This is a genomic window from Brevibacillus sp. SYP-B805, from assembly GCF_011059135.1.
GTDB lineage: Bacteria > Bacillota > Bacilli > Brevibacillales > Brevibacillaceae > Brevibacillus_F.
Genome location: NZ_JAALGD010000001.1, coordinates 213,863 through 226,735, shown reverse-complemented (window position 1 = coordinate 226,735; position 12,873 = coordinate 213,863). Strand labels below are relative to the sequence as shown.

Annotated in this window: 12 protein-coding genes; 3 read left to right on the top strand and 9 right to left on the bottom strand. The window is 57.1% G+C overall.

Annotation, left to right across the window (positions count from 1 at the left end):
- Nucleotides 1-131: 131 nt before the first annotated feature.
- The 7 genes from G3578_RS01100 to G3578_RS21230 all read right to left on the bottom strand — a co-directional run bounded on the left by G3578_RS01100 (nucleotide 132) and on the right by G3578_RS21230 (nucleotide 7,196).
- Entirely contained in the window at nucleotides 132-1,490 is a 1,359-nt protein-coding gene (locus G3578_RS01100; protein ID WP_165207791.1) for a solute carrier family 23 protein, read from the bottom strand.
- 148 nt (nucleotides 1,491-1,638) lie between these two features.
- Nucleotides 1,639-2,175: a bifunctional pyr operon transcriptional regulator/uracil phosphoribosyltransferase PyrR gene (gene pyrR, locus G3578_RS01095; RefSeq protein ID WP_346773945.1), complete on the bottom strand. Its 537-nt coding sequence runs from the start codon at nucleotides 2,173-2,175 to the stop codon at nucleotides 1,639-1,641.
- Nucleotides 2,176-2,378: 203 nt separating this feature from the next.
- Nucleotides 2,379-3,758, bottom strand: coding sequence for a TolB-like translocation protein (locus G3578_RS01090; protein ID WP_165207787.1), 1,380 nt, complete (start codon nucleotides 3,756-3,758; stop codon nucleotides 2,379-2,381).
- Nucleotides 3,759-3,931: 173 nt separating this feature from the next.
- A complete protein-coding gene (locus G3578_RS01085; RefSeq protein WP_165207785.1) occupies nucleotides 3,932-4,858 on the bottom strand; it encodes an RluA family pseudouridine synthase in 927 nt (308 codons plus the stop codon).
- A gap of 54 nt (nucleotides 4,859-4,912) precedes the next feature.
- On the bottom strand, nucleotides 4,913-5,362 hold the full coding sequence (lspA, locus tag G3578_RS01080; protein WP_165207783.1) for a signal peptidase II: 450 nt from the start codon (nucleotides 5,360-5,362) through the stop codon (nucleotides 4,913-4,915).
- A 78-nt stretch (nucleotides 5,363-5,440) separates the two neighbouring features.
- Nucleotides 5,441-6,100 carry a serine/threonine protein kinase gene (locus tag G3578_RS01075; protein WP_481752710.1) on the bottom strand — a complete coding sequence of 220 codons (660 nt, stop codon included), beginning with the start codon at nucleotides 6,098-6,100 and terminating at the stop codon, nucleotides 5,441-5,443.
- Nucleotides 6,101-6,188: 88 nt separating this feature from the next.
- Nucleotides 6,189-7,196, bottom strand: coding sequence for a S24 family peptidase (locus G3578_RS21230; RefSeq protein ID WP_165207781.1), 1,008 nt, complete (start codon nucleotides 7,194-7,196; stop codon nucleotides 6,189-6,191).
- Between the two features lie 187 nt (nucleotides 7,197-7,383).
- On the opposite strand from G3578_RS21230, the gene G3578_RS01065 reads away from it, so the two are divergent.
- The 3 genes from G3578_RS01065 (at nucleotide 7,384) to G3578_RS01055 (ending at nucleotide 9,245) form a co-directional block, all read left to right on the top strand.
- Nucleotides 7,384-7,566 (top strand): hypothetical protein, encoded by a 183-nt coding sequence (locus tag G3578_RS01065; protein WP_165207779.1) that lies wholly within the window; start codon nucleotides 7,384-7,386, stop codon nucleotides 7,564-7,566.
- 30 nt (nucleotides 7,567-7,596) lie between these two features.
- Nucleotides 7,597-8,712 (top strand): HD-GYP domain-containing protein, encoded by a 1,116-nt coding sequence (locus tag G3578_RS01060; RefSeq protein ID WP_165207777.1) that lies wholly within the window; start codon nucleotides 7,597-7,599, stop codon nucleotides 8,710-8,712.
- Between the two features lie 209 nt (nucleotides 8,713-8,921).
- Nucleotides 8,922-9,245 (top strand): DUF5658 family protein, encoded by a 324-nt coding sequence (locus G3578_RS01055; RefSeq protein WP_241254393.1) that lies wholly within the window; start codon nucleotides 8,922-8,924, stop codon nucleotides 9,243-9,245.
- Between the two features lie 218 nt (nucleotides 9,246-9,463).
- On the opposite strand, the gene G3578_RS01050 is transcribed toward G3578_RS01055, so the two are convergent.
- A complete protein-coding gene (locus G3578_RS01050) occupies nucleotides 9,464-10,891 on the bottom strand; it encodes a phosphoglucomutase/phosphomannomutase family protein (protein ID WP_241254392.1) in 1,428 nt (475 codons plus the stop codon).
- On the bottom strand, nucleotides 10,888-12,873 hold the full coding sequence (locus G3578_RS01045; protein WP_165207771.1) for a glycoside hydrolase family 15 protein: 1,986 nt from the start codon (nucleotides 12,871-12,873) through the stop codon (nucleotides 10,888-10,890). Before G3578_RS01045 ends, G3578_RS01050 begins: the two co-directional genes overlap by 4 nt.

Here is a 12,873-nt window from a genome sequence, read left to right as displayed (position 1 = left end):
CAAGCCTTGCATTGGCGGCTGCCCCGTTCCCTTGTGCCGACAGGGCATCCTGGATGCATGCCTGCCGGCCAACCGTGCGCCCGACGTTCCTTGCCAGCCTCACAGGACCGATTTAAAGGAAAGCGAACGAATTATGCGGTTTGTTGTTCCGATTTGGTGTCGCCCATCGCCGCTTCCTTGCCGGGCAGCACCACGTGCAGGATAATCCCGAGGAAGGTGGAGAAGGCGATGTTGTCGATGGTCAGATTGGTCAAAAACGATTGCCAGAAGGTAACGCCCGCGAAGCTGATCTTGAAGCCTCCGATGCCCGTTACCAGGATGGCGGCGGCGATGATCATGTTGCGCTTGTGGGAGAAGTCCACCTTGTTCTCCACATACATCCGCAGGCCTTGTGCCGCGATGATGCCGAACAGGATGATGGAGACGCCGCCCAGCACGGGAGTCGGGATCGTCATCAGCAGCGCGCTGATCTTGCCGATGAAGGCGAACAGGATCGCCAAGACCGCAGCAAGCGCGATCACCACGCGGCTGTACACCCGCGTGATCGCCAACACGCCGATGTTTTCGCCGTACGTCGTCGCCGGCGGTCCGCCGATCAGGGCGGCCAGGGAAGTGGCTACCCCGTCGCCGAGCAGGCTGCGGTGCAGGCCGGGATCTTTCATCAGATCGCGGTCCATGATCTTGCTGGTTACCAGCAGATGGCCAAGGTGCTCCGCCAGCGTCACGAATGCCACCGGCGCGATGATCAAGCCGGTTATCCACGCCTGCGGGATTGCCAGGGCGGCGGAAACTTCCGCCAATTTGAAGTGCTGCGTGAACATGTCCCCCAGTCCGATGAAGATCGGGGCATCCGCCACTTTCTGCCAATCGATCAACTCCGGATGACGGACCAGCGCATACAGGTATCCGACCACGATCCCGATCAGAATCGGAATCAGGGCGAAGAAGCCGCGCAGCACCACGGCAGCCAGCACCGTGACGACCATGGTGACAAGCGAGATTTCAATCGAGGTGAGGGAAATGGTAGGGACGTTGTCAACGGTAACCTTTGTCGCCATGTCGACAGCCACCCCGGCCAGGCTGAGGCCGATCACCACGATGACGGACGCGATCACCACCGGCGGCAGGACGCGATCCAGCCATTTCACGCCGCTCTTCGCCACGATGGCGGCGACGATGATGTAGACAAGCCCGGACAGGAAGCAGCCCAACAGCGCCGTTCCCACGCCGAACGCTTTGGTAACCGTGATAATCGGACCGATGAAGGCAAAGGATGAACCCAGGTAGTTGGGGATTTTCCCTTTGGTGATGAGCAGGAACAGGAGTGTTCCGATCCCGCTGGAGAACAGCGCGGTTGCCGGATCGAGGCCGGTCAGGATCGGCACCAGCACGGTTGCGCCGAACATGGCGAACAGATGCTGGATGCTGAGCGGCAGCAGCCGGGCAATGGCCGGTGTTTCATGTACATCGATGAATGATTTCTGATTCATTGCTTCCCCTTCTTTCCATCTCCAAGTTCTCTGAGGGCACAAAAAAACTCTTTGCGAGCGCAAAGAGGCACACTTCTGCCACCAGGGAAGAAGTTGGCACCTCTTGCTAATCTCACGGGATCAGCCTTAAAGAGGCATATCGTGTCTGCTAGTTTGCCTGACGGATGGTCACCCGATCGGTTTCGTCCACTTCCGTCAGCTGCACGGCCACAATCTCCGTGCGCGAAGTCGGCACATTCTTGCCGACAAAATCGGGGCGGATCGGCAGCTCCCGGTGTCCCCGGTCAACCAGCACGGCCAGCTGAATCATTTTCGGCCGTCCGTGATCAACCAGTGCGTCCAGCGCTGCCCGGACGGTTCGGCCCGTAAACAGCACGTCATCGACGAGAATCACGATCTTGCCCGTAATGTCACCCGGCAGCTCGGCTCCCTTCAGCACCGCGTCCTCCGCCTTGTGCGTCAAATCGTCCCGGTAGAGGGTGATGTCCACCTGGCCGACCGGAATCTTCACGCTCTCGATCTGCTCGATGCGCTCCGCCAGGCGCTGGGCCAGATAGATGCCGCGCGTCTTGATGCCAACCAGGATGCAGTCATCCACCCCTTTGTTCCGCTCGATGATCTCATGCGCGATCCGCGTCAAGGCCCGGCGTATCGCGGCGTCATCCATGATCACGCTTTTGTCGATCACTCGTCTCCCCCCTGTCTCCCGCGTGAATGAAAAAACGCTCCCTGTCCCGGTGACAAGGAGCGCTGCAGTCAGCATGGCGCAAGAATCCTCTTCCCCCATGCCTGATATCTTGTGGAGCCGTTGCCCTTGCCAGCCTCACGGGACTGGATTTAAAGGTTCCTGTGCTTTCGTAGTGATTATGACATGATCCGACAAGCGTGTCAACCGTTAGTTTTCTTTTTCCAGTAGACCTGGACCCACGCCGGCAGGTAGTTGCCGTAGTATCCCGGGTCTCCCGTCACGTTGGTGAGCAGTTCCCGATCGGCAGAAGTCCCGGCGGTTTTTACGCGCAGAGAGCCATGCTCGGCGCCATCCAACCGCAGATACAACAGCGTGCGGCTGTCCGGTGACGGATTCGGGTACGTATCGGCCGTCCGGTCGTCCCCCTGCGTCACAGGCTGCATCGCTCCTGCGGCGCTGCGCATCCAGATGCGCTGTCCGGGCACCAGCGGTTTCCGGGGATCGTACTTGCCTTCCCACGCCACCGATCCTTTGCCGCGAGTAAAAAATAGCGTGCCGTTCGGTCCGCCTGCCCAGGCCGGCAGCGTCTCCACCCGGTCGCTTTGCGCAGGCGGAGCCACGACCGGATTGCCGGTGGTTGCATCGATGATCGCCAGCTGTTTGTTCGCGGTCGCTTCCCGTCCTCCTCCCACGATGTAGGCAAGCAGGCGGCTGTCCGGTGACCAGGCCAGCCATTCGGGATACGCCAGCCCGCTCCCGATGGTTTTCGGCTGGACGGAAGCCTGCAAGTCAAAGAGCTTGATCGGCACGCCGTCCGCAGACAGCGATGCGGAATTCAGCCGTTCAAAATAGGCCACATAGCGGCCATTCGGCGATACCTTCAGTCCGTCGGCCAGATACGGGTAGATGCCTTCTTCCACGTTGGGGGGATTTCCCAGCCGATACGTCTCTGTACGTTTTCCCGTCAGGTCAAGCTTCACCAGCTGCATCGGCCGGTTTTTTCCCGCAGGGACGGAGCCGAGCAACCCTTGGCCGTCCGGCATCCAGGCGATGTCGGCCACCTCGGCATCCGTCGGGAGGAGGCGGGTTTTCACTTTGTTGTCGGCCCCGATCTCCGCCAGAAGGAGCTGCAGGCGGCCATCCGCTCCCTGCGTGAAATAGACCAGCTTTCGGGCGGTGGGGGACCACTGCGGCCTCCCCGTCACCGGACGCGGATCAACCTGCTGGGCCAGGCTGCCGTCTGCTTTCACCGCCCAGAGCGTGGAAGGCGAGCCGGCCGCTTGCGGATTGGCCTGAAAGGTGTACAGCAGCCATGCGCCGTCAAAGGACCATCCAATGATCCCGGCGCTGCCGCTGCGCGTCACCGCTTTGGGCGCCGCTTGCGGGAGCGAAGCATCCAGCAGCCACAGATGATGATTGCTGGTGAAAGCGATGTTTGCCGGAAGCGTGACGGTTGAGACGCGCTGCGGGGGTTTTGCCGGTTGGCCGGTCTCGCTCGCACCTGCGCCGGTTGAGAGAAGCAGGGCAGAGGTGAACAAGAGGGAAGCCATCGCGTTCAAGAAGCGTTTCCTGTTAGCCATCAGATGTCGTCCTTTCTGTTTTCCGTCTTGCATGCTATGACGCAATTTCCCCGTGAATGTTGCATCGACCTGGCAGGCGCCCTGCTGCCATCGCGTCAATTGATTACCATGTATCATTTCCGCCCGTACCAAAAAACATCCGCCCGGGAAGATGTCCCGAGCGGATGCATCGCTTACTGCAGCCGCAGCCAATCTATCACGTTCAGCAATTCTTCAGGCAACGGTGCTTCAAATTCCAGATATTCACCTGTGCGCGGATGGACAAACCCAAGCGTTTTGGCGTGCAGCGCCTGCCCGTCCAGCTCCAGCGTCTTCTTCGGGCCGTACTTGGGATCGCCCGCCAGCGGATGGCCGATATATTTCATATGGACGCGAATCTGATGGGTTCTGCCTGTTTCCAGCTTGCATTCCACCAAGGTGTACTCCTTGAACCGCTCCAGCACGATGAAATGGGTGACCGCCGGCTTGCTGTTCTCGAAGACGACCGCCATCTGCTGCCGGTTTTTCGGATCGCGTCCGATCGGGGCATCGATCGTCCCCATTTCATGCGGGATGACGCCGTGAACGATCGCCACATACTTGCGGTGGACGGTATGCTCCTTCAACTGCGCGGCCAGCCCCATGTGCGCCTTGTCGTTCTTGGCGATCACCAGCAGTCCGGATGTGTCCTTATCGATGCGGTGCACGATCCCCGGCCGGAGCACGCCATTGATGCCGGACAGATCCTTGCAGTGGTAAAGAAGCGCGTTCACCAGCGTGCCCGTGTAGTGGCCGGGCGCCGGATGGACGACCAGACCGCGCGGCTTGTTCACCACCACCAGATCCCCATCCTCATAGACGATGTCGAGCGGGATCGGTTCCGGCTGGATCGTCAGCTCCTTCGGCGGCGGTACGCGCAGGGTTACTTCGTCATCGGCCGCCACCTTGTAGTTGCTTTTCACCGTCTCCCCGTTGACCGACACGCGCCCCTCCTTGATCCAGGCCTGCACCTGCGAACGGGACCATTCTTCCCCCTGCATGGTGATGTATTTGTCAATCCGCTCTCCCGCGTCGGCGGGGTCGACGCTCCAATCAAATCTCTCAAACTGTGTTGTTTCCATCTCGTGCTCTCCTGCCATTCTTCTTTCTGCTAGTATGATCCAGGCCGGGCCCGTTTATCGCGCGCGGCGGGGGTCCAGCAGCAGGTCGAGCAGCAGCAGACCCACCCCGACGGTGATGGCGACATCCGCCACATTAAAGATCGGGAAATGAATCAGCGTAAAGTCCAGGAAATCGACCACTTCCCCCGTTGTGACACGGTCGATGAAATTGCCGACCGCCCCGCCCAGCACCAGGGAAAGGGCGAGCGACACGCGCGGCTGCGTCCGTCCGATACGCACAAGCGACACGACAATGCCGGCCACGACCGCCAGCGTAATGATGATAAACACCAGCCGCTGGTTCTGCAGAATGCCGAACGCCGCCCCCAGGTTGCGATGGGAGGTCAGATGGAAGACATCCGGGATTAACGGAATGGATTCCCCCTGCTCCATGTTGTGGACAATCAGGTATTTGGTGAATTGATCGAGGACCACGACAACAAGTGCGATCAGATAGTAGATCAAAATAAGGCCTCCTCCGCATCAAAAAGCGTCAAATCAAAATTCTACCATATTCATAAATGGGAAACAAGAAAGCGGCCTCTACGAGGAAAACAGCCGTTTCCACTTCTTGTAGACGCGGTAGCCTTTGCGCACCCCGTCCAGCACCCAGAGCGGAATTTTCCAGCCGCGATCCTTCAGATACGGCAGATAGATCCGGTAGTAGGCTTTCCGCAGGTCCCGCCACTTGGTATCCTCATGGGGCTTTAGGTAATCGGAAACATCGATCAAGTAGCCCCTTCCCTGGTACATCAGCACGTTTTTGCCGTGCACATCGTGCGGATGAAGCCCTTTCGCCCGCGCTTCGGCCAATGCCGCCTCCACGTCTTCAATCACCTGCGGCGGAATGGGAATGCCGTAACGGACGCAATCGAACAGGGAGATGCCTCGTACCCGCTTCAGCACCAGAAAATGCTCCCCCGCCTGATAACAGACCGGAAAGTAGCGGGACTCTCCCAGTTTCTCGTACACCTTCTTCTCCTGCTCGATTCCCGGCCGTCCCGGCGCATATACTTTCACGACCAGATCGGGATAGTCGGGATGGCCGAAAACGCCGGCATAGTTTCCCGTGCCCACCAGCTCCCACGGCTCAGGAAGATGGCTGACGATCACGGGATCGACGGGAGAAGGGCTTTCCAGCCTTACTTCCCGCAAGAAATGCTGCAAGATCTCTTCGTTGATGGCGATCGCCCTCTTTTCCACCCGACATTCCTTCTTCATTCTAACAAATCAGCCGCTCCAGCTAAAGAGCGGCCCATGGCTGACGGCTGCGAGCACGTCGAGACGAGATTCAACAGCGGTTCTCCGGAAGGGCCGCCTCTTGTTCAGTATACAAATAAGGATCGAAGCTGACATAGATGACTTTGCCGCAAATGCGGAAATGTTGGGCGCTATTGATGATCGGCTCATAACGGGGATTGTCCGGATAGAGAAGGATGTGGGTGCCGTCCAGTTTCTTCACACGCCGCAAGACAGCATCCTGTTCATTCAAGAGAACGAGGGCAATCTCTCCGTTTTGGACGGTCGATTGTATCTTTACCAAAACGATATCGCCGCTCAGAATTCGGCTCCCGCTCATCGCGTCGTCCTGTACTTTAAAGAGAAACAGCTCACCGTCCCGATAGTTGTCCAGGTTGGAAACCGTGAACCATGATTGAATGTACTCGTCGTTGATGAGCGCAGATTGGTTGGCGTGAACCCGGGTGAGCAGCGGGATGCGCAGCACGGCAGGAGGCGGAGCGTCAGAGGTTGTGTGGCCGATTGACAAGGCAGGATCCTCCTGCTTGGAACTGCCGATCAGGGATTCGGCGATTAACGTAAAGAATTGAAGTTTGGACTCTATGTCTAGCTTTTGCAAAAACGATTCGGCTTGATAATCGTATTTCAAAAACTTCTCCTCATCCTCGATGTTCATGCCGCTTTCTTTCAGGCCGGTAATCAGCAGGTTCCGGTAAAACGGGTCGATGCAGCCATTTTCATCGGTCATGGCTTCGACCAGCGATGCAATGTATTTGCTGATGAGCGCCGTGATATTGTCAGCTTGATCAAGCAGTTCCCTGATTTTGGCGGGAGCTTTTTCCTTGTAGCCGGCAATAATCAGTGAATCCGGGTCTCCCCCGGTGACAATGGCAAGGATTCGATTCACTTCATCAGAGGCGGGAGGGACGTCCCCCTTTACGATTTGGCTGATATAGGCCTGGGATACAGGTGTGCCCCGTTCTTTGCACTGCCTCGATATTTCCCGATGAGATAACCCGCTTTTTTCGACATATTGTTTCAACAGTTGATAATAGTTCACGTGTATCGCCTCCGAAAATAATTATAGACAAGTTTTGATAAATATCTATCAAAATACACGAGAAAATCCTACTAAAGTATGATTGATAATAGATTATCAGGCATATTGACATATTTTTGATAAATACTTATCATTCGGAATGGAGGGACTTTCGACTCAATCGCTGTCGGAAAGGTGTGAATTTGGTATGAACAAGGATGAACCTGCAAGACTGAATCGAGCGATTGGCAAGAAGTTGGTGAGTGAGATATTGCCTCGAATTTTGTCGGATTTGAAGCAAAAAGGCAAATGGCCTCCGGCTAAACAACCGTTTTGTAAAGACGACAACGATGACTTGCTGCCTGTTCCGAAAATACCAAAACTCGACTAAACACTGACTGCAAAAAAGGTGGGGGTTCCTTTGAAAAAGGTAAGTGTCTGGGAATTAACCAGCGGGGATATTGTAGCCAAGCCGATTCATTCTGCCAACGGGAACGTATTGCTCAGGGAAGGGAAACAACTGACCGACGAACTGATTCAGCGACTGAGGAATAGGAATATCAAAACCGTATACATTCATGACAAAACGCCCGTTCATGCAGCCAAACCAGCCGTGGATGAGCAGAAGGAACACATTTCGGGTGAACGATCTGCCTTCCCATACCATTCGCCCGAGCAGAAAATGATGCGTGCATTGACGCAATTTCTTGATTCCTGCCATGTCAAAGGATTGGCTGCGGATGCTTTCTTTGAAGGAAAGTTTCGCATCTATTTTCGTCACATGATCTACGACCTTGTTTCCAGCCCGTTTTTACTGGAGCAGCTGACTGCTTTGTACAAGCTGGATCTTTTTCTGTTCCAACATTCGCTGCAAGTCGCTGTTTCGGCTGCGGTGGTAGGGATGGCGCAGGAGTTTGACTTCGGCCAACTCCGGGAACTAACTATCGGCGCTCTTTGTTTTGATATCGGAATGACCCGGTTGCCGGAGCAACTGGTGAGAAAAACGGAACCGCTCACGGAAGCGGAGCGGGATGAACTGGAAAAACACACCATCTACGGGTATCAGATATTATGCAGTCATAAAGATATCCCCCAATCGGCTGCCTTATGCGCACTGCAGCATCATGAACGCTATGACGGAACGGGTTATCCTTATCGGGCCAAACAATCCGGCATCCACCCGTACGCGCAAATCGTCGCCCTTTGCGATGTGTTCAATGCGCTTGTTTCTCCCCGACATTACCGGGATGCGTATACGCTCAGCGAGGCAGTCGAGTTCTTGTATGGGGCGGGAAACAAGTATTTTGATGTTTCCCTGATCAAACTCTTTCTCAAACATATTTGCGTGTATCCTGTAGAAAGCAAGGTGCTGCTGAGCAACGGAAAAGTCGGAGTGGTGACCTTTGCGGACCATGAAACGGTTCATCGCCCGGTGGTAAAAGTGATACGGGAGCCGGACGGAAGTGTGGTCCATTCCCCGTATGAGATCGACTTGAAACAAAACGTGGATGTGGTGATCGTCAATACGCTGGAATAAGCATATCGGCAGGCAAGCAGGTGAAGAATGAAAGGAAAGCAGGTTGGTGGATGGAAAAAGGGCTTCCCTTCTTGGGAGCGTGTAAATTGCCAACCAAACAAGGAGGAGAAGCCCCACTACGCGAGAGCGGCACGCCATCAGCCGAAAGGGAACAAGAGTGATAGGGAGAAAGCGAGGGAACCACATTTAAAACAAATACGCTCAGAGCAATGTTACTGTTTTTATTTCTTGCTGGATTTGTAGATGCTATCCTTACAGATACTGGCATCTCCCTTGGCTATTTTTCAGAAAGCAATCCGATCATGAGAATGATTCACGAAGAAAGTACCACATTATTTTATAGCGTAAAAATTGCACTGCCGATGATCCTGCTGGTCTTGCTGTGGAATAAAGAGAAACTGAACAAAATGGTCTCTGTAATGCTTTTCTTTTCAACCGGATGTTACATCGGTGTGATGGGAATACATCTGATATGGCTGTATTTGGTAGGCTTTGAGGAATTTGCAAGACTGCTGAATCAACTGGTATTATAACGAATCCCCCTCCAATCTATTGCGGGTAAGCCTCCTGCAAACAAGCGTTCCGATTCGATTCTATCATTATGAAAAAATGGTAACAATCTTTTTTAAAAAAGCCAAAACAAAAGAAGGCAGCATCGTCGTCATGAGGCTGCCTTCTTTTCCGGACGCGGGTCCGCTTCTTGCTTTCCGACGTGTCGGCTCCCGGCTCTCCGGCGGGACCGCTTGTTTCCTTACCCGATTCCCTCGTCAAACCAGTCACGGACCGCTTCTTTCAATTTTTTCAGCGCCGGCAGCGCGGTTGCTTCGCAGTAGATCCTGAGCACCGGCTCCGTCCCGGACGGGCGCAGCAGCACCCAGTGGCCGTCTTCCAGCAGCAGTTTGATGCCGTCGATCCTGTTTATCCCGACCACCCGGTATGGCCCGACATGATCAGGTGGTTCCTCCAGCAGTTCTGCGATCCCCCTGCCGATGGCGCCATTCCTGACATCGATCCGGGTATGGAACGTCTCCCCGAACTCCTCGCGCACGTCGCGCAGGATGGCGTCCAGCTCTTTGTCCTCCCATGCGCACATTTCCGCCACAAGCAGGTTGATCAGAATCCCGTCCTTCTCGGGGATGTGTCCCGCAATGCTGGCTCCGCCGCTCTCCTCGCCGCCGATCAGGACATTCCCCTTCACCATTTCCGCCCCGATGTACTTGAATCCCACCGGTGTTTCCACCAGTTCCAGGCCATAGCGCTCCGCGATCCGGTCCAGCAGGTGGGTGGTTGCCACCGTCCGCACGATCCGGCCGCTCATTCCCCGGTTTTTCACCAGATGGCGTGTCAGCAGCGGGAGGACATCATTGGGTCGGATGTACCGGCCGAACCGGTCGACGACGCCGAATCGGTCCCCATCCCCGTCGTTGGCCAAACCGAGCGCCGCCTTGCGCTGCACCACTTCCCTGCACAATTCCCCCAAATGCTTCTCCCCCGGCTCCGGCAGATCGCCGCCGAACAGCGGATCGGCATACTCGCGAATCCCGATGGTCTCGATCCCCGCTTCCCCCAGCAGCGCGCTGACATAGCCGATACCGGCGCCGTGCATCGGGTCGGTCACCACCCGCAGATCGGCGCGGCGCAGCACGTCGAAACGGATGATTCTGCGCATGTGCGCCTCATAATGGGGGCGCAGGTAAATATCCTGCAGCAGCTCCCTTCTGGAGGCCTCTGCCAGCTCCACCGTCGCCACCCCGCCTTCCGCCTGCACGGAGGCGATCAGCGCTTCCAGCCGCCGGGTGATGTCAGGCGCGGCGGGCCCGGCGTAATCCGGGATATATTTGATGCCGTTGTAGGCGGGAGGGTTGTGGCTGGCGGTGATCATCACCGCTCCGCTGGCCGCGAAGTGCTTCACGCCAAACGCCACCACCGGCGTGGGCGTCGCCTCGTTTACCAGATCGGCACGGATTCCGTTGGCCGCCAGCACCCGCGCGACTTCCTCGGCAAACATCCTTCCCAGGAAGCGCGTGTCATACCCCACGATGATCCCCTGCTCCTGCTGGTTTCGTTCCACCGTGTAGGAGGCGATCGCCTGGGCAACCACGCGCACGTTCTCCAGCGTAAATTGATCGGCTATGATCGCCCGCCAACCGTCCGTACCGAATGCAATCCTGTTTGTCAACGCGTTTCTCCTCCCCCGGGACGGGTAAGTTCCCTGTATTTTTCTGCGTACTTCATCACCGTGGCAATGAAGGTGGCATGAGACCATGTCAGCGGAGCGACCGATACGGGCATGCCGGTGAACGGATCCAGCTGTTCCGGCAGCACGCCGCTTTCCATCGCGTGCCGTTCCACCCAGCGCAGCTTTGCCAGCGGTTCCACGAGCTCCTGAAGCGATGTTGCCTTGGCGATCTCCCATTCGGCCACCCAGAGCGTGGAGATGATCCATGGATTGCCGGGCACCCGCTCGGGATCATGGGCCTTGCGGAAATAGCCGTCTCCCTGATAACGGGCAAACCCCCCGACCGGCGTCCGCACCGCCAGATGCCGCTTCACCGCGTCCATCGTGCCCGCGACACGCGGATCATCGGCAGGCAGGACGCCGAAGGAAAACAGGGCGAACAGACTGCTTTCCACCGTGTGGTCGCGGGTGATGCGGCCGTCGCGCTCCAGATAGAGGCCGCGCAGGAAACGACCGGATGCCGTATCGTACAAATGGTCGAGCATGGCTTGTTTAACCTCTTCCGCTGCCGCCGCATACCGCTCCTGCCGTTCATCGTCGCCAAACAGCTGCGCAAATCGGGCTGCCGCCTGCAGCGCTGCGTATACGGCGCAGCAGGTGAACGTAAAGATCCCCCGCCGTTCTTCCCACAGATCGTAGCTCGGCAGGGGCAGGCGCAGGGCCGGATCCCGGTACTGCATCAGAAAAGTGGCGGCCGGCCGAATCAAGGAGGGATAGAGCGACTGGCAAAATTCGATCTGTCTGCCCTGCGCGTAATGTTCCCACAAGGCATATAGCACGAGGGCCGTCTCGTCTTCCTGGATGGGCAGCTGGGCCTCGCCGTCCAGGATAAACGGATGCCAGGAGGAGCCGACCGACCCGTCCGCATTGTATTTATGCCGCAGATATCCTTCCGGCGTCAGCGCGTCCCGGCAAAACAGGTAAAAGGGGGCGACCGCTCCCGCATAGCCGGCCCTGCTCATCGCCAGGGCGGTCAGCGCGCCGTCGCGGGGCCAGACGTAGCTGTAATGATCGCGATTGTACTGCAAAATGTCGGAATCATTGGCCGCCAGGATGCCGCCGCGCTGATCGATCTGCGTGCGGACGATCAGCAGGCTCTTTTTGTACAGATCGATAACCGCCTGCGGCAGGTCGGCAAAATCCCGCTTCTCCTTGTTCAGCCAGCGCTGCCAGTAGACGCCGATCCTGTCCAAGAGCCGACCTGGACCGCTCTCCAGCACATACTGATTCAACTGCTTCACCGTTTCATAGGAATCGCCGAAGCAGAGCCAGTAATACAGCGTCCGGGACGTCCCCGCCTCCAGCGTCAGCCGCAACGAGATCGTGCTGTCCACCGACCCCTGCGCGATCGCGTTCCCTTCCAGCCGGCCGTCTTCGGCGTCCCGCCACGTTCCTTCCGCATAGTTGAACCGCTTGATGCCGATGCTGTACTGGTCGATGCCTGCTTCTCCCGTCGTGCCATTGGCCATGATGTAGACATTGCGTTTGTAATGGTAAACCGTGTGCAGCGTGGGATCGTACACCGCCGTATCGCCCACTTCCGTACCATCCAGGCTGAAATCGTGATGCAGGAAGAGCCGGATTTCCCTGGCCTCATCCCGCTCATTCCGGACGGTGATCCGTTTGAGCGCAATGCTTTCCCGTTGGTGGACGCCGTCTTCGATCAGCAGCCGGATGCCCAGCGCAGGGTGCCAAGCCGCTGCGTGCGTCACCAGCGTCTCCTGCCTGTAGCCCAGGGAGCGCTGCCAGGCGTCTTCATCCAACCAGGAAAACTGCCCATCCACCCAGATCCCCAACCGGCAGCGGTAGCCGCCGACATGATTGAGCTGACCGACGTACGGATAGTAGCAGTCGCGCATGTAAAGATGGTCATCAAAGTTGATCAGCAACCTGCCATTCCCGATGACAAGCGGTCTCGGCAT